General features: G+C 67.2%; 15 protein-coding genes. 6 read left to right on the top strand and 9 right to left on the bottom strand.

Translation table 11 applies throughout. From position 1 onward, the window contains the following. Nucleotides 1-58 precede the first annotated feature (58 nt). From GFY24_RS02285 to GFY24_RS02305, 5 genes are all read left to right on the top strand, one after another. Nucleotides 59-619 (top strand): protein jag, encoded by a 561-nt coding sequence (locus tag GFY24_RS02285; protein WP_153803233.1) that lies wholly within the window; start codon nucleotides 59-61, stop codon nucleotides 617-619. 150 nt (nucleotides 620-769) lie between these two features. Then, nucleotides 770-1471: a 16S rRNA (guanine(527)-N(7))-methyltransferase RsmG gene (gene rsmG, locus GFY24_RS02290; protein WP_153803234.1), complete on the top strand. Its 702-nt coding sequence runs from the start codon at nucleotides 770-772 to the stop codon at nucleotides 1469-1471. 522 nt (nucleotides 1472-1993) lie between these two features. Then, the gene (locus GFY24_RS02295) at nucleotides 1994-2959 is read left to right on the top strand and encodes a ParA family protein (RefSeq protein ID WP_194852731.1); all 966 of its coding nucleotides are present in this window, start codon (nucleotides 1994-1996) and stop codon (nucleotides 2957-2959) included. Between the two features lie 51 nt (nucleotides 2960-3010). Then, nucleotides 3011-4030 carry a ParB/RepB/Spo0J family partition protein gene (locus GFY24_RS02300; protein WP_153803236.1) on the top strand — a complete coding sequence of 340 codons (1020 nt, stop codon included), beginning with the start codon at nucleotides 3011-3013 and terminating at the stop codon, nucleotides 4028-4030. 160 nt (nucleotides 4031-4190) lie between these two features. After that, nucleotides 4191-4919, top strand: a complete 729-nt coding sequence (locus GFY24_RS02305; RefSeq protein ID WP_309230416.1) for a GNAT family N-acetyltransferase — start codon at nucleotides 4191-4193, stop codon at nucleotides 4917-4919. Nucleotides 4920-5035: 116 nt separating this feature from the next. Here the strand turns inward: GFY24_RS02305 and GFY24_RS02310 are convergent, their stop codons facing one another. From GFY24_RS02310 to GFY24_RS02345, 8 genes are all read right to left on the bottom strand, one after another. Next, nucleotides 5036-6244 carry an N-acetylmuramoyl-L-alanine amidase gene (locus GFY24_RS02310; protein ID WP_153803237.1) on the bottom strand — a complete coding sequence of 403 codons (1209 nt, stop codon included), beginning with the start codon at nucleotides 6242-6244 and terminating at the stop codon, nucleotides 5036-5038. A 144-nt stretch (nucleotides 6245-6388) separates the two neighbouring features. Further along, nucleotides 6389-6727: a thioredoxin gene (gene trxA, locus GFY24_RS02315; RefSeq protein ID WP_153803238.1), complete on the bottom strand. Its 339-nt coding sequence runs from the start codon at nucleotides 6725-6727 to the stop codon at nucleotides 6389-6391. 11 nt (nucleotides 6728-6738) lie between these two features. Beyond that, on the bottom strand, nucleotides 6739-7722 hold the full coding sequence (gene trxB, locus GFY24_RS02320) for a thioredoxin-disulfide reductase (RefSeq protein ID WP_153803239.1): 984 nt from the start codon (nucleotides 7720-7722) through the stop codon (nucleotides 6739-6741). Nucleotides 7723-7889: 167 nt separating this feature from the next. Further along, nucleotides 7890-8837 carry a hypothetical protein gene (locus GFY24_RS02325; protein ID WP_153803240.1) on the bottom strand — a complete coding sequence of 316 codons (948 nt, stop codon included), beginning with the start codon at nucleotides 8835-8837 and terminating at the stop codon, nucleotides 7890-7892. A gap of 107 nt (nucleotides 8838-8944) precedes the next feature. After that, nucleotides 8945-9463 carry an RNA polymerase sigma factor SigM gene (gene sigM, locus GFY24_RS02330; RefSeq protein ID WP_375335993.1) on the bottom strand — a complete coding sequence of 173 codons (519 nt, stop codon included), beginning with the start codon at nucleotides 9461-9463 and terminating at the stop codon, nucleotides 8945-8947. Nucleotides 9464-9721: 258 nt separating this feature from the next. Beyond that, entirely contained in the window at nucleotides 9722-13585 is a 3864-nt protein-coding gene (gene murJ, locus GFY24_RS02335; RefSeq protein WP_228565902.1) for a murein biosynthesis integral membrane protein MurJ, read from the bottom strand. 482 nt (nucleotides 13586-14067) lie between these two features. Then, the gene (locus GFY24_RS02340; RefSeq protein WP_153803242.1) at nucleotides 14068-16599 is read right to left on the bottom strand and encodes a DUF6049 family protein; all 2532 of its coding nucleotides are present in this window, start codon (nucleotides 16597-16599) and stop codon (nucleotides 14068-14070) included. Further along, entirely contained in the window at nucleotides 16596-17132 is a 537-nt protein-coding gene (locus tag GFY24_RS02345) for an NUDIX hydrolase (RefSeq protein WP_309230343.1), read from the bottom strand. Before GFY24_RS02345 ends, GFY24_RS02340 begins: the two co-directional genes overlap by 4 nt. Nucleotides 17133-17301: 169 nt before the next feature. On the opposite strand from GFY24_RS02345, the gene GFY24_RS02350 reads away from it, so the two are divergent. Beyond that, nucleotides 17302-18732 carry a CCA tRNA nucleotidyltransferase gene (locus tag GFY24_RS02350; protein ID WP_309230344.1) on the top strand — a complete coding sequence of 477 codons (1431 nt, stop codon included), beginning with the start codon at nucleotides 17302-17304 and terminating at the stop codon, nucleotides 18730-18732. Nucleotides 18733-18919: 187 nt separating this feature from the next. Here the strand turns inward: GFY24_RS02350 and GFY24_RS02355 are convergent, their stop codons facing one another. Beyond that, complete coding sequence (locus tag GFY24_RS02355; protein ID WP_153803244.1) at nucleotides 18920-19747, bottom strand: hypothetical protein; 828 nt, start codon at nucleotides 19745-19747, stop codon at nucleotides 18920-18922. Between the last annotated feature and the right edge of the window lie 79 nt (nucleotides 19748-19826).

The raw sequence follows: 19826 nt of genomic DNA on the forward strand, positions 1-19826 counted from the left end.
AGGCGCTCGCTGCGACAACCGGCAGCGGCGCCGACAACTCCAGATGAAGGAAACAACCATGACTGTTGAAACCGACGGAGGGGACCCCACAGTGACGGCTGCGACGGCGGCACCGGAGACCGAGCCCGCGACTGCGGCCGAGCCCGTGGTCGATGCCGAGGAAGCCCTCATCGAAGAAGGCGAAATCGCCGGGGATTACCTGGAGCAGCTACTGGACGTCCTGGACTTCGACGGCGATATCGACCTCGATGTCGAGGGCGACCGGGCCATCGTGAGCATCGACGGTGGCAAGGATCTGGCCAAGCTGGTCGGGCGTCGCGGTGAGGTGCTGGACGCACTGCAGGAGCTCACCCGGCTGGCCGTGCAGCAGTCGACCGGAGTGCGCAGCCGGCTCATGCTTGATGTCGCGGGCTGGCGCGCCAACCGTCGTAGTGAGTTGAGCGCGCTGGGCACCGAGACCGCCAAGCGCGTGCTGGAGTCGGGCGAGCGGGAGGCGCTCACCCCGATGACTCCGTTCGAGCGCAAGATCGTGCACGACGCGGTCGCCGCCGTCGACGGTGTCGTCAGCGAAAGTGAAGGCGTGGAGCCGAGCCGACGGGTCGTCGTCCTCCCCGCGTGACACGCGCACCGCACTGAACACAGGGCCCCCGCGTCGAAGAGACCGGGGGCCCTACGCTTGTCCGGAGTCGTCTGAGTTGTACCCGACGTGTTTCCGGGAGTTCGGGGGCGGCGCCCCTGAGAGTCCCGCGAGTCGGGTTTAGTCGGAAGGATGTTTCACGTGGAACCTGGCACCGAGATGACAGATCTGGGTATCGAGCCACCCGCCGCTGCCGCCGTGATTTTCGGCGATCGGCTGGAGATCGCCAAGCGGTACTACGCGGTCCTCGCGAGTGCGGGTGTGGAACGCGGACTCATCGGACCGCGCGAGGTGCCCCGGCTCTGGGATCGGCACATCCTCAATTGCGCGGTCATCGGTGAGCTCATCCCCCAGGGCGCGACCGTCGTCGATATCGGTTCCGGCGCGGGCCTGCCGGGTATCCCACTCGCCATCGCGCGGCCGGATCTTCGAATCACCTTGGTGGAGCCGCTGCTTCGCCGGACCGTCTTCCTGGCCGAGTTCATCGAAGCCGCCGGGCTCGAGGTGACCGTGGTGCGCGGGCGCGCGGAGCAGCCCGGCGTGAAGAAGGAGGCGGGCGGCGCGGATGTCGTCACCTCCCGCGCGGTCGCTCCCCTGGCGAAGCTGGCGGGTTGGTCCATGCCGCTGGTCCGCGATCACGGACGGATGTTGGCGCTCAAGGGAATCAGCGCGATCGAGGAATTGGAGCGCGATCGCGACGAGCTCACCAAAGCGGGCGCGGGCCGCACCGAGGTCCTGGAATGCGGTGTGGGCGTACTGGAGACGCCCACGATGGTGATCAGTGCGGAGAAGCTACCGCGGGCCGATCGCCGCAAGGCTCGCCCCAAGAAGTAGCTGAAATCAGCCGAGGCCGCCATCGTCACTGTGACGACTCGGCCGACTGCTCCGGGTGGGGGCATCGGCTCCTTCGGAAGCAACCCGCTCGCCGGATTACCGGGCACGCTCTCCGTTCGGTAGGCCGCATGGCTCGGTAAGCCACGCGGCCCAGTAGTCCACTCCCCCACCGTGACCCGGAACGGGCGCGACGGCAAGCCTCGCCGTCGCGCCCGTTCCATCTTCATATGATCGGGCAGAGCGGTTGTCCGGCTTGGTTTCCCGTGAAACATCGGTCGAATTCGCTTCGGGGTGAGCGATTATGCGTGTCGCGGGTGCGGGATTGTCGTTCAACTTCCGTATTGTGTCCCGTACTGGCAAGCTATGAACGTCGAGCGTGAGTGCCCCACAGTGGCGGTGCCCGGCGGCTCTCCCTACGCGCATCCACTCGGCCACGTGTCTTTGAGTTTCTCGGGGTTAGGAGCCTGTATGTCCAACGGTCCGGCGAATGTTTCACGGGAAACAACGTCCCGGGTACCCGGCATGCTCGATACCGGAGCCTTCGATGCAGAGGAGTTCAGCCGCACCCCGTTCGGCAATATCTCCCCCACCGACACCCCGATCGCGGCGGAAGCGCAGCGCGCCAGTCAGGTTCTGCACCCCGGCAACTCCGCGATCGCGCGCCCGCGTGAACAGCGCGTCATCACCATCGCGAATCAGAAGGGCGGGGTGGGTAAGACGACCACCGCCGTGAATCTCGCGGCCGCGCTGGCACTGCAGGGGATGCGGGTGCTGGTGGTCGATCTCGATCCGCAGGGCAATGCCAGCACCGCGCTCGGCATCCCGCATCACTCCGGAATCCCGTCCAGCTATGAGCTACTCATCGGCGAGTGCACGGTCCGTGACGCGATCCAGCAGAGCCCGCACAATGAGCGACTGCTGTGCATTCCCGCCACCATCGACCTCGCCGGTGCGGAGATCGAACTCGTCTCCATGGTCGCCCGCGAGGGCCGGTTGAAGGCCGCCATCCAGGAGGCGAACCTCGCCGGATACGACATCGACTACGTCATGATCGACTGCCCACCGTCACTCGGCCTGCTCACGGTGAACGCGCTCGTGGCCGCCAAGGAGGTGCTGATCCCCATTCAGTGCGAGTACTACGCGCTGGAGGGTGTGGGTCAGCTGCTCCGCAATATCGGTCTGGTGCAGTCGCATCTGAATCCCGAATTGCATGTCTCCACCGTCGTTCTCACCATGTACGACGGTCGCACCAAGCTGGCCGATCAGGTGGCCGAGGAGGTGCGCGCGCACTTCGGTGACGCGGTGCTGCGCTCGGTCATCCCCCGCAGTGTGAAGGTCTCCGAGGCGCCGGGCTACGGCATGACGGTGCTCGATTACGATCCGGGTTCACGCGGCGCCATGAGCTATTTGGACGCGGGTCGCGAGATGGCAGCCAAGGCGGCGCGCCCGGAGTCGGTGCCGACCACCGACGCCGGATCCGGTGTGTAATGACAATCTCGGCTGCGGTGCATGGTGTACAACGAAAGGGGTCCTAGACCGATGAGCCAGGCGAAGAAGGGTGGACTGGGACGCGGTCTCGCCGCGCTGATCCCCACCGGGCCCGCAGCCACACCCGGAGGTCTGGGCAGCGCTGCCGCCAATGTTGTCATCGGTCTCGATCCGATCGGCCCGCAGCCGGCTTCGGCCTTCCTGCACCGGGTTCCGGATCCCGCCGAAGTGGTGGTGGAGGAGATCGACGCGGGTGCGACCTATCGGGAGATTCCGCCCGAGCAGATCGTGCCGAATCCCAAGCAGCCGCGTCAGGTCTTCGATGATGAGGCGCTGGCCGAACTGGTGCACTCCATCAAGGAGTTCGGCCTCATGCAGCCGATCGTGGTGCGTCAGGTGGAGAGCCTGCCGGAACCGCGGTATCAGCTCATCATGGGTGAGCGGCGCTGGCGAGCCAGCCAGGCCGCCGGGCTCGATGCCATTCCGGCGATCGTGCGTGAGACCGCCGATGACGCGCTGCTGCGGGATGCGTTGCTGGAGAACATCCATCGCGTGCAGTTGAATCCCCTCGAAGAGGCGGCGGCCTACGAACAGCTGCTCGAGGAGTTCGGTGTCACCCATGAGGAACTGGCTTCGCGAATCGGCCGTTCCCGACCCGTCGTGACGAATATGATTCGCCTGCTGAGACTTCCGATTCCGGTGCAGCGCCGGGTAGCGGCCGGTGTGCTCTCCGCCGGGCATGCCCGCGCGGTGCTCGCACTGGAGGCGGGAGCCGAGGCGCAGGAGGAGCTCGCGAAGCGGATTGTGGCCGAGGGTATGTCGGTGCGCTCGACCGAGGAAGCCGTCAAGTTGGCCAATCGGAATCCGGATGCGGCGGCCACTCCCCTGGCGCCGAAGCGCAAGCCGATTCAAATGCCGGGTCTGCAGGATGTCGCCGAGCGACTGTCGGAATCCTTCGACACGCGAGTGACGGTGGCGCTGGGTAAGCGCAAGGGCAAGATCACGGTCGAGTTCGGTTCGATCGATGATCTCGAGCGAATTGTCAGCCTGATGGAGCAATCGAAGCTCTGAAATCGGCCCTACTCTGGGGTCGAGGCGGAAACGTCACTGTGACGCACATGTTTTTATCCCCCGAGAGGCGTGTTGCTTTGATCGCTTATTCTTGCTGGCGAGTAGATATCGATGCGGCGTGAGTGTGGATGAATCGGACAGCTGGAGGCTGAGCAGAGCGGTGTCGACCAGCGTTACCGCATTGACCCTCGGCGGACTCGACAAACTTCCGGCGCACGCACGGCGTTGCGTGTTCTGGGAGATGGATCCGGCGGTGGCAGCGGACTCCCGCGAATTCAGTGACCCGGTCTTCGAGAAGGAGGCCTGGCTCTCGACCGTACTCCTGGAGTGGGGGTCGTGTGGGCAGGTCGCTCTGGTCGATGGTCAGTCGGCCGGCGTCGCGCTCTACTCTCCGCCGAATGTGGTGCCGCGCGCCGGACTCTTCCCCACCTCCCCGGTGAGCCCGGATGCCGTCCTGCTGACCACGCTGCGGGCCGAATTCCCGTATGACAGCACGGATGTCGCCCAGCAGCTCATTCACGCTGTGGTGGGCGATCTGGTGCGGCGTGGTGTGCGGGCCATCGAGGCGTTCGGTATTCGCTGGGATCCGCCCACCACGGCCATGGCGGATCTGGGTTCGATGATGTTCATGGAGCGCATCGCCCCCACTCCCCCGCGCGCCTCCAAGACCCCGCCGCCGTCGGCCGGGTGTTCGCCGGAGACGTGCATGATCGATGCCGATTTCCTGGAGGAGGTCGGCTTCAAAGTGGTTGCCGCGCATCACCGTTTCCCGCGGCTGCGACTGGAGCTGGATAGTGACCATCTCTGGAAGGAAGACGTGGAGCGTGCGCTCGATCAACTGCTCGCGACCGCGGCGCTGGCCATGCCGAACCGCCTGATCACGCTCTGACTCGATGACAGAACTCTCGTAGGCTCTCAGAGGCTTCGCCCCTGAACCCCCCAAGGAAAACAAGCCCTTTGCCCGTCCAACGGGCAAAGGGCTTGTTTGTACTTCAAATCCGTATCTCAGATGCGGTCTGCGGCAGCCAGTTCCTCGGCGAGGAGCTCGGCGAAGGTGTAGGTACCGGTCGGCTGATCGTCCTGCCCGAGCAGGTACAGCCGCTTGACCGAGATCAGAATCGCCTCGGCGATCACATCCCGCATGCGCGGGTTGGTGAGCACCGACGAGTCGTAATCGCTTGTCAGATAGCCGATATCGACCTGCACGGTCGGCATCTTGGTGAGCCGCAGCAGATCCCAGGTGCGGGCGTGCGTGCGGCAGTCCTGCAGCGAGGTGCGTGCCACGATCTCGCGCTGGATGAAGCCGGCCAGTACCTGGCCGATCATCGAGGTGGAGCCGTGTGAATTGCCGAAGTGGAAGCTCGCCACCCCGCTGGCGGAGGTGCTGGGATTCCCGGCACAGCGCAGCGAGATCATCAGATCGGCGTCGAAGGTATTGGAGGTTTCGGCACGTTCGGCATCGGAGGGATTGGCTCCCCACGGCCGGGACAGGAAAGTCTCCATACCCGTTGCGGCCATGCGTCCTTCGAGGCGGCTGGCCAGATCCCAGAGGATCTCCGATTCGTAGACGTCACCGAATTCGCTGGGTACGGACGAGCCCTTGTCCGGCCCGCCCAGGCCCGGATCGATGACGATGCGCTTACCGGTCAGCTGTGGACCGGCGCGGTGCACCACTTCTTCCTCGGCGATGCGATGCGGATTGCCGCCGGTGACGCGCGCGCCCAGCAGTTCGAGTGAGCGCAGCGTGTCCGGCCCGCAGATGCCGTCGCCGGCGAGGCCGATCTCGCGCTGGAAGGAGGTGAGCCCCTCGTGTGTGTGCGGTCCGAAGTAGCCGTCCACCCGGCCCACGTAGAACCCCAGATCCTGCAACCGGCGCTGCAGGGTGGCGACATCGTCGCCGTACAGCGGTGCGGAGAGCTGATAGATCAGGGTGCGTGCGCCGAGGCGGTACGAGGCTTCCTTGAGGGCCCGGTAGGTGGCCGGGCCCACCACGCCGTCGACGAGCAGGCCGCGGTACTGCTGGAAGGCGCGCACCGCGGAGTCGAGGTCGTGGTCGAAGGTGGCTGCTACGTCTTTCCAGTACTCGCCATTGCCGATGGCGCCGTGGCCATTGGTTTCGGCAGTGGGGTGTGAGTTCAGGAATCCGAGACTTGCGAGGGTGCTCCGAACCTCAGCTACGGCTGGTCCAGTATCGCCGTGACGAAGTCGGTGCATGCGTAAGAGCCCTTTCCTTCCGCCAACCCGGGTACCCACTCGCGCATAGGTGTACACCTATGCGCGACCGGAGCGTCGGTCGATTGTCTCAGACCCGGACCGGATTTCGGCAACTGTCGAGTGCAGGCATCGTACGGCGCGTCGTTAGATAACACCCTCGAGTTCGCGCAGAAGAGCCGCTTTGCCCTTTGCGCCGACGATCCGCTTGATCTCCTTGCCCCCTTGGAACAGCACCATGGTAGGCAACGACAGAATGCCGTAGTCCTTCGAGGTCTCCGGATTGGCGTCCGCGTCGACCTTCGCGATGGTCAGCGCGTCCGGATGGGTGGCGGCGATCTCCTCGAGCACGGGGGCGACCATCTTGCACGGACCGCACCAGGCCGCCCAGAAGTCGACCAGGACCGGCTTCTCGCTGGCCAGCACATCCTGTGCGAATGTCTTGTCGCTGACCGTGATGGTGGCGGTGGTCTTGGCGTCGGACATGGTCGATCTCCTTAGTTGTTGACTTCCACCGGGCGACCGGCGTGATCGAGGGTATTGCTGGTGATGTCACCCTGCTCGGCGAGCCAGCGTTCGGCGTCGATGGCCGAGCGGCAGCCGGTCCCGGCGGCGGTGATGGCCTGCCGGTAGGTGTGGTCGACCAGATCGCCGGCGGCGAAGACGCCGGGCACCGAGGTGTAGGTGGACTGGCCCTGCACCTTCACATAGCCCTCGTCGTCCAGTTCGACCTGGCCGGTGACGAGTTCGCTGCGCGGATCGTGGCCGATGGCGACGAACAGGCCGGTGGCGGGCAGTTCGCTGGTCTCACCGGTGCGGGTGTCGCGAACGGTGAGGCTGGTGACGGCCGAATCACCGTGCACCGCAGTGACTTCGGAGTTCAGCAGGAAGCGGATCTTGTCATTGGACTTGGCGCGCTCGAGCATGATGCGGGAGGCGCGGAACTCCTCGCGGCGGTGGATGACGGTGACGCTGGAGGCGAACTTGGTGAGGAAGGTGGCCTCTTCCATGGCGGAGTCGCCGCCGCCGACCACCACGATGTCCTGGCCCTTGAAGAAGAAGCCGTCGCAGGTGGCGCAGGCGCTGACGCCGCGGCCCAGTAGGTCCTGCTCACCGGGGATGTTCAGGTAGCGGGCGGCCGAGCCCATGGCCAGGATGACGGAGTAGGCCTCGAAGGTCTCACCGCCGACGGTGACCTTCTTGATGGTGCCGGAGAGGTCGAGGGCGTCGACGTCCTCACTGCGGATGTCCGCGCCGAACCGCTTGGCCTGCTCGCGCATCTCCTCCATGAGGTCGGGGCCCATGATGCCGTCGCGGAAGCCGGGGAAGTTCTCCACCTCGGTGGTGGTCATGAGCGCGCCACCGAATTGGGTGCCCTCGAAGAGCAACGGCTGCAACTCCGCTCGCGCGGCGTACACGGCAGCCGTGTATCCGGCCGGTCCGGAACCGACGATGATCAGGTCGCGAACAGCGGTAGTCAAGAGGGCCTCCGAAGGCAGATGTGAATCAGGCAGGTCGGTCAACAACAGGGTAAACGGTGTTGTTCCCGGGGCTCGGGGGGCAGGGCGCGGGGGTGAGCCCGCACACTCCCCCGAAAAAGGTTGCGGGAACCGCGCCCCGAACCCCTTCCGACCAGTGGCGTTGTGCCTCAGCCGATATCGGCGCTGGCGAGCACCTGCGGGTTGTTCGCGGTGCAGCCGTTGCCGAGTACGGCGGCGGTGATCTGCGGGGCGTGTGGCCCGGCCAGGAGCACCAGGACGGCGGGCTGACCGGTGTAGGTGACGGTGCGGGAGCCGAGCACCGGACGGTCCAGCCGGGCCGCGGCGAGGCAGGCCGATAGTGAGTTGCCCTTGGCGAGTGGGCCGCTGATCTCATGCCGGCCCATGGCGGTCAGCACATCGGCGGGAGCGAGTCCCGGGGCGAGGGTGCTGTCGGCGGGCTGTGCCGTTGCGGGTGTGGCGGTGCGGTTCTGCACGGCGTCGAATGCGACCACGCCACCGGCGAGCACGGCGGCGGCCGCGGCGGCGGTGGTGAGCCAGCGCAGGCGGCGGGAGGGCGGTTCGGCCGGGCGAACGGGCTCCGCGGCCGTCTCGTACTCCCCCGGCTCCTGTTCCAGCTCCTCCGGTGCCGGCTCGCCGAGTTCGCGCGGGTCGAGTTGACCGGTGTCGAACATGGCGGAGCCGTTCAAGACCGGCATGGGTGTGGTGGAAGGTGTTGCGGGATAGGTGGATTGGCGATGGACGGGCAGTCGGTGCACGGTGGCGAGCAGGCCCGGATCGGTGAGCTCGGTGGCGGCGAGATCGCCGATCATCCGCTCCAGCCGGTCGGTGACCTCGGTGGGCATGGGGTGGGCGATGTGCTCGTCGCGGCCCAGCTCGCGCAGGTGCAGGTTCACCTGGTCGAGGGAGCGCAGATAGCGCATGGCGTCGGGATCGCGGCGTACCTGTGTCCACAGTTGTGCGGACAGGTCCGCCGGGACGTTCCCGGCGTGCAGATCGGCGAGCAGTTCGGTGGTCCAGGGCGGTCGCGGGATGGTTCCGGCGGCCACCGGTCCCTGCGCCACTGTTCCTCCGGTTACTGCGTCGTCCTCGTTCATCGCCCCTCCAGATCGGACCCGTGTGGGAATTCGCAGACCTGTCTTAAGTTTTTGACGCACCGGAGTCGCCTCCGGTTCCCGAATATCCTGCGCCGCGCGCGCCGACTTCAGGTGTTCATCGACTTCAGGTGTTCTTCGAGTCGCCGCCGCCCGCGGGCGCACCGGCTTTTTATGGTTCCGGCCGGAACACCGAGCAGCACAGCGGCTTCCGCGATCGAATACCCTTCCAGCTCCACGGCGACCAAGGCGGTGCGCTGTTCGGCGGGCAGCGTGAACAGCGCGGCATCGACCACCAGGGTGGCGTCCAGACGCGCGAAATCGTCGCGGGGATAAAGGGGTTCGAGTACGGACTCGTCGGACAAAGGTACCGTGCGGCGCAGTTTGTTGCGACGGATCCGATCCAGGCAGGCGTTCACCACGATGCGATGCAGCCAGCTGCGCACCTCGGAGTCGCCGCGGAAGCCGCCCGCGCCGCGGTGTGCGGAGAGCAGGGCGTCCTGGAGTGAGTCGGCGGCGTCCTCGGGCGTGTAGGAGGCGCGTAGCGCGGTCTGCCAGAGGTGGTCGCGGTGGCGGCGCAATAGCTCGGCGAAGGCGTGCGGTTCGCCCTGGGCGTGCGCGGCGAGCAGGGCGCGATCGGTGGCCTCGCAGACCCGGTGGCGGGTGCGGACAGCCGTGGATGCGGGCCGAGTTCGTGGCTCGGTCGCTACTCCGGAATCCTTCGCATACGACAATGCAACTCCTGAGACCAGCAGAGAGTACGCAGGATCATATCGAAGATAACGATTCGGTAGCAATGGATTGCGTGATAAAAGCGCAGCTAGCGGGCATTTTCGGGCGAACCGGACAGCGGCTCGGATAACCGGAACGACCCGAAAATCACGAAATCATGGCGCGGCTTCGAACCGGACCTCGGCGATGGAGGTCTGGTACTGACCGCCGTTCTGCGCCAGCGCGGTAATCCACACCAGCACGTATCGGGCGGGCTGATCGGCCTGCACCGCGATCTCGGTGGTCCCGTTGCCGAGCGTCGCCGCCCCGATCAGCTGGGTCTGATCCAGTGTCGGCGAGGCGGTCGGCGAGGTCCGGATCTCGACCTGCGCGCCCGCCGTCGGCGAATCGATGATCACCTTGGTGAGCTTGCTGGGGCTGCCCAGCGTGGCCAGGATCCCGACCCCCTTCTTGAGGGCGGGGAACTGCTGGAAGTACGCGTCGGTACGCCACACGGTGGTCGGATTGTTGTCCAGTACCGCCCCGATGCTGCCGACACCGTCCGGGGTGCCCTCGGGCGAGAACACCATGGCCCCGGTCACCGGTACCGGCACGCCCACGGCAGCGGCCGGGGTGGTCTCCGGCGCACCCGGCGCCGGAGGCGCGACGCTGGAGGTGGTGAGTCCGATATTGCGCTGTTCGTTGAGCGGCGCGTCGGAGCTACCGGGCGCGAAGACGCTCAGCAGCCACCAGATGATGACACCGACCACCAGCGCGGCGAGCACGCCGAGCCCGACCAGAATCCACATCATCCGCTGCGAGCGTTCCTTCACGGCGGCGAGGAGTTCCGGATCGGCGAGGGTCTCGTCCGGCGCGGACGGCGGGCGCTGGCCCAGCCGCAGTACCGGAATCAGATCGGTCTTCTGATCGACCACCGACGCCTGCTCCAGCACGTGCTGGACGGTGGCGGCGGTGCGCACACCCTTGTTGGACTCCAGCGAGCGCACCGCGACCGCGGAGATCTCGAAGGGCACCTCGGGTCGAATTGTCCTGGGCTCCACCGGAGTTCCGTCCGGACCGAAGTCGGCCAGGGGTAGTCCGCCGACGGTCGCGGCCGAACCGGTGACCCCGCCCGTGCGGATCGGCCAGTGCGCGGTGATGAGCGCGTAGAGCATGGCCCCGAGCCCGCGTACGTCCGACTGTGCGTCGGAGTCGCCGAGGGTGCCGGGGAAGGCGAGCACGGCGTCACCGGAGGCGCTGATGCGCACCCGATCCGGATGGTCGATGGATAGCGAGCCGCCGCCGCGATGCGCGAGTTCGGCCGCGGCCGCGAGCGCCCGGATGGCGCGGGCCGCGCCGATCGGGGACGGCACGGTATCGGCCATCTCCTTGAGCGAGCGGCCCGGCGTCCATTCGGCGACCACGATGCCGCCGGAGGAGCCGCGCACCACGTCGAGCACGCGGGCCAGGCCGGGCGAGTTGATCCGCCCGAGGCGCAGGGTGCGGGACAGGATCGCCTGCGGCCCATCGTGTCCGGAGTTGTCGGCGGCCTGCTGGTCGGCGTCGACGAAGGTGAGTGCGACCTCGCGGTCCAGCTTCACATCCAGGGCCTGCCAGAATTTGAGGCCGCGCGCGCCGCCGTGACCGGCCAGCAGTCGGTAGCGTCCGCCCGCGACGGATGCGCCCGGCAGCAGCTTGGGCCCGCGCTGGATGCGCTTGGTGGCCTCCACCCGCATGGGCGGCATCTGTGGCGAAATCGCCTCGTAGACACCGGTTTCGGGGCCCGCGTGGGCCTCCTGCTCCGGTAGCTCCCCGGAGTCGTGCCGATCGCGACCGGTGTCCCGGTGCGCGGATTGGCCCGTACCGCCCTGTTTTCCGTCCGTGCGATCCGGAGTCGGGGGCGCATCCGTGGAGAGCCCACCGCCCGCGGCCGCTGCGGATTCGGCGGCCGGGACGCCGCTCGCCGCGTCGTCGCTCACCCTCGTTCCTCCTTCGCCCTGGTATGTCGGAGACCGATGTTGCTGGGCCGGACCCGGTGTCCCGCGGACACCCTCGTCCGAGGCCGCGCGAGAGCCTTCGGCGCCTGCGCTCGCCTGCCGATCAGGGTACGGGAACTCACCCTTGCCGGTGTTGTCAACCGCATCGGGTCGGATGACGGGCAGCACCATGGTCTGCGCGTCGAGGTACGGGTCGAACCGGTAGTAGTAGGGCGCGGCGCGCAGATCCGGTTTGGGCAGCAGCGTGGTGTCGCCCATATCGCCGAGTGTGCCGCCGTCGAGTTCGAGATCAGGTGCGGGCGCGGTGAAACCGAGCCGCCGCGAGATGGCCACGGTGATGGCGACGATCTCCGGAATGCCCGCGAGTCGCATGAGACCGAAGGCGACGCCGAACATGATGATGGCGGTCAGGCCGACGCGCACCAGTGAACCGAGTCCGCCGAAGGAGTCCGAGAGCCGGTGCAGGCCGATCACCTTGTCCGCGATCAGCATGACCGCGCCGCCGGCCATCGAGGCCAGGACCACCCGGGTGATGGTGCGCCCGACATTGGTCATGCGCAGATCGCCGAGGCTGCGGTGCAGCAGCCAGCCGCCGATGACGGCACCGGTGACGAAGCCGAGGCCGTTGGCGACGCCGAGCGCGATGACGATGTGGTTCTCGGCGACGAGCGTCGGGGCCAGCGCCGAGAGCAGGATCTTCACGCCGGTGATGCCGAGGATGATCCAGGTCGGCGTCCAAGCCTGTTCGCGCGCGTAGAACACTCGGAGGTGGATCAGTACCAGCGAGTACGGGATCAGCGTGAACGCGGACCAGGAGACGGCTTCGCCGAGTCGGCCGGCCTGTTCGGGTCCGAAGTGGCCGTAGCCGAAGAGGGCTTCACCGATCTGCGGTCCGGCGAAGGTCATGAAGGTGACCACGGGGACGAGCGCGATCATGGTGAGCCGGGTGGCGGTGCCGAGATCGTCGACCACGGCCGGTGTGTCGTCGGCGGCGGCATTGCGGCTCAGGCGCGGCATGATCGCGGTCAGCAGGGTCACGCCGAGCACGCCGTACGGCAATTGCAGGAGCAGCCAGGCGTTTTGGTAGATGGCGGGTCCGGCTTTGTCCCAGTGTGAGGAGATCCGGGTGGCGAAGGTCCAGCCGATCTGGCTGATGCCGACGTACAGGATGATGGCCGCGCCCATGCCCGCGAATTGCTTGAGCCGGGCGTCGACTCCCCACAGCGGCCGCAGGTTGATGCCTTCGCGGCGGATGGCGGGCAGCAGGCTCACCATCTGCACGACCACGCCGAGGGTCACGCCGATGCCCAGGATGAGCAGTTTCGGTTCGCCCATGCGGACGGGGTCGAGGCTGATCTCACCCGGTGTCATCCGGTAGGCGATGAGCACGGTGAGGACGACGAGATTGTTCAGCACCGGCGCCCACGCACCGGGTTTGAACACCCCGTGGGTATTGAGGATGGCCATGAGCAGCGCCGAGGTGCCGTAGAACAGCACGGCCGGTAACAGCAGGAAGGCGAGCGCGGTGGTGAGCGCGGTGCTGACTTTGCCGTCGTCGGACAGGAAGACGTGTGTGGTCAGGACCGGCGCGAGGACGAGGACTATGACGGTTCCGGTGGCGAGCACGGTGAGCGCGGCGGTGAAGAGTCGCCGGACGAAGGCGCTGCCGCCGTCCGGGTCCTCTTTCTCCGCGCGTACCAGGGTCGGTACCACGATGGCGGTCAGCACGGCGCCGAGCAGTAGCTCGGAGATCATGGTCGGGATGGTGCTGGCGACGGTGAAGGCGGAGGCGATGGCCGGGCCGAGCACGGTCAGCAGCAGGAGCTGTTTTCCGAAGCCGGTGATGCGGCTGGCCAGGGTCGCGATGGCGATCGAGCCGGAGTCCCGGACCAGTTTGGCGTTCGAGCTCTCCGGTTTGGGGGCCGTGGCGGCGTGCTGTTCGCGGGTGTTCGGTCCGCTGCGCGGTAGCGGTGGTGCCGGGCGCGGCAGCGGATTCGACTGTGGTGTCGGGTAGCGCTGTCCGCCGGGGGGCGTATTGCGCATGACCGGTCCGAGTGGCTGGTTCGGGTCGCCGGGGCGGTGTCCCCAGTGGTAGCGGTCTTCCGGTGCGATGTGCGCACCGCCCGGCGGTGGTCCGGCGGGTCGCGGTGGCTGTGGGTTGGGTTGCGGCTGCTGCGGGTTCGGCTGTGGCCGGCGCGGCGGCTGGCCGGGTGGGCGCGCCATGATGGGCCCGGATTCGCCGGGGCGTGGTCCGCGCACCGGAGCGGGACCGGACGGTTGACCCGATTGTGGCCGACCGGGCAGCACGGTCGGAATGCCCTGTGACGGAGGATTTCCCGCCCGTGGTCCGGGGCTCGGGGGTCCCGGTCGGGGGCCGCGTTGCTGCGGTACTCCCCGTTCCCATGGTGCGGAGGGCGCGCGCCGCGGTGCCGGAGCGTCGGGTCCGTCGCCGCGCCCGGGTGTGCGTGGGGGCGGCCCGTCCTGGCCTTCGGGTCGGCCGGTCGAGCGTGGTCCGCCGTACTCGCTCACCGTGCCTCCTCGTGTCGCAGTTCGCGCTTGCGCGCCCGCCGGAACCTGTTCACCCTGCGCCGGGTTTCGGAATCGAATCCCTCGTCCGCCGGATCGGACTGGCCGCGGAAGCGGTGCCAGAGTCGGCGGGCGACGAGCAGGAGCAACAGTGCACCGACACTTGCGGTAATTATTGCCAACACTCGACCGTAGGCGTTGGACCGCACCGAAACCGATACGGCATTGCCGAGTGGCACCCCGTCGGGTGTGGTAAGGGCGATGGGTATCGCCAGGTTTCGACTGTCGGAGACCTCGGTCGGAATCTGGAAGGACCGGGTGCCCTTGGCCGGCAGCACCTGCTCGCCGATATCGGTGATATTGGTTTCGGCGGGCGCGTCGATGCGGAATTTGATGCGAACGGCGACGGGCAGGTCATTGCGGGCGACCAGCAGCAGCGGGCTCTGTTCCGAAGCGAGGGTGTAGACGCCGCCGGGTGGCAGCACGGTCACCGAGTGGAACAGCTCGTCGACGGTGCGGGTGGTCTGGTCGACGCGGCGTTGCGCGGTGGTGTCGGCCAGGGCGGGCGCGCCGCGCCGGTCGGACATGGTGAGCACGCGGATGAGGTCGTCGCGCAGCGGGGTGAGGAAGCCGCGCGGGGTGAGCTCCTGCTGCGGCTGCTCGACCAGGGCGCTCATCAATTCGGTGAGGTTGTGGGCCTGCTGCCGGACGGGTTCGGCGAAGTGGTCGGGGACGGCTTCGGCGGCCGCGGCGGGCAGATAGTCGAGGTCGTAGGGTTGCGGATCCACCTGTTGCGCAAGCAGTTCGGTGAGCGAACGCGGTGCGGCGAGGTTGGCGCGGTACATCAGGTCGAGCTGGCCGAGCAGGGCGGTGGCCTCATCTCGATTGGGGCCCCACTGCTGCGGCGGCATGAGCAGCGCCGAGCGCGGCCGGCCGGGTTGTGGATTGAGCGCGGACCAGGTGATCGCCCCGAGCGCGTCCTGCAGCCGGGCGGCCCGGGAGTCGTTGGTGACGTCGTAGCGCACCTTGTCCGGGGTGAACGGTGGGGTCGGCGGGTGCGAGCCGACGGCGGCCAGTGCAGTGGCGGACCAGATGTCGAAGGTGGCGGCGTGCAATTCGGGCGCGCCGGGTGCGGCCTCCCCGCCGCCGGGCGCGGGCAGCGTGAGTCCGCCCAGTCGCACCAGGTCCGGGCTGGCCGAATCGGCCGGGGTCCCTGGGTTTTTGGCGCTGGAGATATTGGCGCGGCCGTCGGCGGGTGTCACGGCATTGTCGGCCAGGATCGCGGTGCTGTACCCGTGGTGTGCGAGCAGTTCGGCGCCCTCGTTGTCGATGCTGGCCGTGTCGGGCAGGGCCACACCGCGTACGGATTTCACCGACAGCAATTGATCGATGAGGTCGGCGGGTGCGTTGAGAGCCCGATCCGACAGGGTGATGTCGCCGGTGGTGGCGAGCGCCTCCGGGTCGACCTGTGCGAACGGCAGCGCGACCACGCACATGGTGGGTGCGAGCGTGCGCAGCCGTTCCAGCCAGGCCTTGGCGGCGTGTTCGCCGGTGCCCGCGCGGGTGCTGCCGTCCGGATCCGAGGGGCTGGCCAGCACCTTGTAGCCGTCCTTCATATCGGAGACGGTGAGCAGCAGGTCCGGGTCGACGGCCAGGCACAGTGAGGTGTTCAGGTTCTTGTCGCCGCCGCCGTCGGGTTCGAGCGCGGTCTCGAGTGCGGAGAGCAGTTGGTCGAGTCGCCCGCCCTGGGTGAGTGAGGCGGCCAGGTCGTCATCGGTGAGCAGGGCTTCGCCCTCGACGGTGCCGGGTTTACCGGCGACCAGGCGCGGGCGATCGGCGAGCGGCCACAGCATGGTGGTGGCGACCGGTGGTGCGTCCGGGGTGGCCGGAACCGGCGGCGGCGCGGGATGTTTCGGATCGGCGGCGGTGGCGGGGATGCCGAGCACCGGCAGCAGGAACCGGGCGTCGTCGAGCCGGGCCTGACCGCCGTACGCGGGTTCGCCGTTCACATTCAGCAGCAGCGGGTAGATGCCGGGCGCGGTGATATCGAGAGCCGATATGCCGCTGGGCAGTTCGGTCGCCGAGTGCAGGGCGATGGTGAGGCTGAACTGTTTTCGCTGTCCGGGCGTCAATCGGTCTGCGACATCCTGGAATTCGCCGGTGACGTCGTAGTTGATCTGGTCCAGGCGCAGTGCCGAGCGCAATCCGCTGGGATTGCCGACGGCGGCGGCGCGCTGGATGCGCACGCTGACATCGTCCACCTGCCGGTCACCGATATTGGTGACGGTGCCGGACACCACAAAGTACGGATCGCTGGTGCTGGCGATGGCGGTGGGTGTCACCGAATCCAGTGACAGTTTCAGGAATTTCGGCCCCGTGGATTCGCCGTTGCCGCTACCGGTCGGCTCGGCGCCCGCCAGTGGCGGGCACGCGGTGAGCACGGCCAGTATCACTGCGACGAACGACAGGATCCAGCGGTGCGGCGTCCCCGCGGTGTCTTGCCCGGGACGCCCAGACCCCGCACGCGTCATTGTCTGCCGTTCTCCATCCGGTCGATCAGCCGGTTCGCGACCTCGGCCAGCCTCCGTTCGTCAGCGTAGGCGAGCCGGGAATCGAGTTCGCTCAACGGAACCCAGGCCACCTTGGTGACTTCGACGTCGGCGTCGGAGAGTTCGCCGTCGAGGAAGCGCATCAGATAGTGGTGCACGGTTTTGTGCACGCGTCTGCCCTCGGTGACGAACCAGTAGTCGATGCTGCCGAGTTCGGCGACCACGCTGCCATTGATGCCGGTCTCCTCGGCGACTTCGCGAATGGCGGTTTGCTCGGCGGTTTCGCCTTCTTCGATATGTCCCTTGGGCAGTGACCACAGCAGTCTGCCGCGCCGATCGGTGCGACCGATCAGTGCGGCACAGCGCTTCTCGCGGGGGCCGTCGAGGCCGTCCACAACGAGTCCGCCCGCGGAGGTCTCCCGCACGGTACGCATGCGAGGTTTCGCCGCACTACCGGCCGAACCACGGCGCCGGGGCTGGCGGCGTCGACTGTTCGCGCGATCGGCCGGAGACACGGCCACAGTCTATAGGTGAGCGTGGCTCAGACCGGTGCACCGCAGGGGTGCCGCCGGAATCACGCGGAATCCGCGGTGCGGGCCGGTCGCGGGTAATGCGGTGGCCGGGGTTTTACGCACTCCATTAAGCTGCGTATTCGTGGTTTCGCAGCAGTCCGAGGAAGCAAACGTGGATCGCCGTACCCGATTGCTGGCCTCGGCGGCGATCACCGTGGGACGGCTCTCCGATGTCCTGACCCCGCTGGGTGAATTGTTCGCTCAACATGGGCATGAGCTGTATCTGGTGGGTGGCACGGTGCGCGATGCGGTGCTCGGCCGGCTGGGTACCGATCTGGATTTCACCACCGATGCCCGGCCCGAGGTCGTGCAGGAGATGATGCGCGGCTGGGCCGACAATCTGTGGGATACCGGTGGGCTGGCGTTCGGCACGGTGAGCGCGTCCAAGGCCGGACAGCAGTTGGAGATCACCACTTTCCGCGCCGACTCCTATGACCGGGTGTCGCGCAATCCCGAGGTCACCTTCGGCGACACCTTGGAAGCCGATCTGGTGCGCCGCGATTTCCGGGTGAACGCCATGGCGGTGCGCATCGGCGAACTGGGCGAGCTCAAGTTCGTGGACCCGTTGGACGGTTTGGCGGATCTGCTCGAAGGTGTGCTGGATACACCTGCGCTGCCGCAGGATTCGTTCAATGACGATCCGCTGCGCATGCTGCGCGGTGCGCGTTTCGTCTCGCAGCTGGGTTTCCGGCTGGCGCCGCGCGTGCATGCCGCCATTGTCGAGATGGCTCCGGAGATCGACCGCATCACGGCCGAGCGGGTGCATGCCGAACTCGACAAGCTGATCGGCGGTGAGCATCCCACCGAGGGCATCGACATCATGGTGGAGACCGGGCTGGCCGAGCGCATACTGCCCGAGGTGCCCGCCATGAAGCTGGAGATCGACGAGCATCACCAGCACAAAGATGTCTACGAGCATTCGCTGACCGTGCTGCGCCAGGCCATCGATCAGGAAGAGGGCGATCCGGATCTGGTGCTGCGCTGGGCCGCGCTGCTGCACGATATCGGCAAGCCGCCGACCAAGAAGAACGAGCCGGGCGGCGGCGTCAGCTTCCACCATCACGAGGTCGTGGGCGCGAAGTTGGTGCGAAAGCGTATGCGCGCCTTGAAGTATCCCAAGCAGTTCACCGAGGAGGTGGCGCGCCTGGTCTACCTGCACCTGCGCTTCCACGGCTACGGCAAGGGCCAGTGGACCGACTCCGCCGTGCGTCGCTACGTCACCGACGGCGCGGAACTCCTGCCGCGCCTGCACAAACTGGTCCGCGCCGACTGCACCACCCGCAACAAGCGCCGCGCCGCCCTACTCCGCTCCACCTACGACGATCTGGAAGTCCGGATCGAAAAGCTCGCCGAGCAAGAGGATCTGGCCCGCGTCCGCCCGGACCTCGACGGCAACGCCATCATGGAACTCCTGGACATCAAGCCCGGCCCGGACGTAGGCAAAGCCTGGAAGTTCCTCAAAGAACTCCGCCTCGACCGCGGCCCCCTCCCTCGCGAAGAAGCCGAGACAGCCCTCCTCGAATGGTGGAAGAGCACCAAGTAGCCGCAAGGCTTGCCCCGCCTCGAATGCCGGCGGGCGCATGACGGGCGCCCGCCTCGAATGGTGGCGGGGATAGGGCAGCGGCTCGCCTCTCCCCGGGGGTTCAGGGGCGCAGCCCCCAAGACCTAGTGTCAGCGCCCCCTTCTCCTTCCGGGGTCATGGGGGCGCAGCCCCCATGAAAACTCTTCTCTCAGAAGATGATCAGCGTCGTCCCGGCGACGATCGCCGAACGGATCTGCGCCAGATCGAAGGATCCGGTCAGTCCAGGCAGGTCGGCGGCGAAGCAGACGTACTCGCCCACGCGATGGGTGCTGATGATCCGCGCATCATTCGGCAAGTCCGACAGGGGAATCGGCTGCAGCGCCGTCATCCGTTTCGGTGCGCGCATTTTGCGCCAGTGCGCACTGTGCACGGTGATGGTGAGGACATTGTTGGTGATGTCCCCGTCAACCAGCGCCTTGATTCGTCTTCGCTTGTGCCGTGCGCGAATGAGCCCGTCCTCGGCGGGTTCGAGTTCCCAGTCCGGTTGCCAGGTATTGACCCATTCCAGCAGTGCCGCACGGGATATCACCCCAGTGATATCGAGTTGTGCGGCGCGCAGTTTGGTCGGCATGCCGGGCACCAGCCGTACCCCGTGTGCGATCACGGTCAGTTCTTCGACCCGATGCTCATCCCAATGCAGCTCGGTGACAACGGTTTTGGTCTGAAAGTGCGCCCCTCGGCGGCGCACTTTGAGTGTGTGCAGCGTAGCCGTCACATCGTGTCCGAGGAAGGTGGCATTGGCCTCCTGCCCGCCGAATCGGCTGAGTATCCCCTCGGAGAGCAGTGTCATGAGCACATCGGGCATGAGCGCGGTGACGGTTCCGACCCCGAAATCGGCGACGGGATCCAGCCATGCGGTGGTGAAGCCGGTCCACTGGTCGACCCAGCTCTGGTCGAACAGGCGTTTCCCCAGATCCACACCCAGGTCCACCGCCCGCAGCGGTAACCAGGCCTTCGGATCGAAATTCGTGGCCATGATTGGTTCGAGCGTACTTGCGGCCGGTGACAAGGCCAGCGTGTCGGAGGTGACACGGACCACTACGTGAGATTCGAAT

The sequence above is a fragment of the Nocardia sp. SYP-A9097 genome, from assembly GCF_009649815.1.
Classification (GTDB): domain Bacteria; phylum Actinomycetota; class Actinomycetes; order Mycobacteriales; family Mycobacteriaceae; genus Nocardia.

Excerpts from the sequence above, each read along its gene's own strand:
- GFY24_RS02285 (WP_153803233.1), top strand. The coding sequence starts at position 59 with ATGACTGTTGAAACCGACGGAGGGGACCCCACAGTGACGGCTGCGACG.
- rsmG (WP_153803234.1), top strand. The coding sequence starts at position 770 with ATGTTTCACGTGGAACCTGGCACCGAGATGACAGATCTGGGTATCGAG.
- GFY24_RS02295 (WP_194852731.1), top strand. The coding sequence starts at position 1,994 with ATGCTCGATACCGGAGCCTTCGATGCAGAGGAGTTCAGCCGCACCCCG.
- GFY24_RS02300 (WP_153803236.1), top strand. The coding sequence starts at position 3,011 with ATGAGCCAGGCGAAGAAGGGTGGACTGGGACGCGGTCTCGCCGCGCTG.
- GFY24_RS02310 (WP_153803237.1), bottom strand. The coding sequence starts at position 6,244 with ATGCACCGACTTCGTCACGGCGATACTGGACCAGCCGTAGCTGAGGTT.
- trxA (WP_153803238.1), bottom strand. The coding sequence starts at position 6,727 with ATGTCCGACGCCAAGACCACCGCCACCATCACGGTCAGCGACAAGACA.
- GFY24_RS02325 (WP_153803240.1), bottom strand. The coding sequence starts at position 8,837 with ATGAACGAGGACGACGCAGTAACCGGAGGAACAGTGGCGCAGGGACCG.
- murJ (WP_228565902.1), bottom strand. The coding sequence starts at position 13,585 with ATGCGCAATACGCCCCCCGGCGGACAGCGCTACCCGACACCACAGTCG.
- GFY24_RS02340 (WP_153803242.1), bottom strand. The coding sequence starts at position 16,599 with ATGACGCGTGCGGGGTCTGGGCGTCCCGGGCAAGACACCGCGGGGACG.
- GFY24_RS02355 (WP_153803244.1), bottom strand. The coding sequence starts at position 19,747 with ATGGCCACGAATTTCGATCCGAAGGCCTGGTTACCGCTGCGGGCGGTG.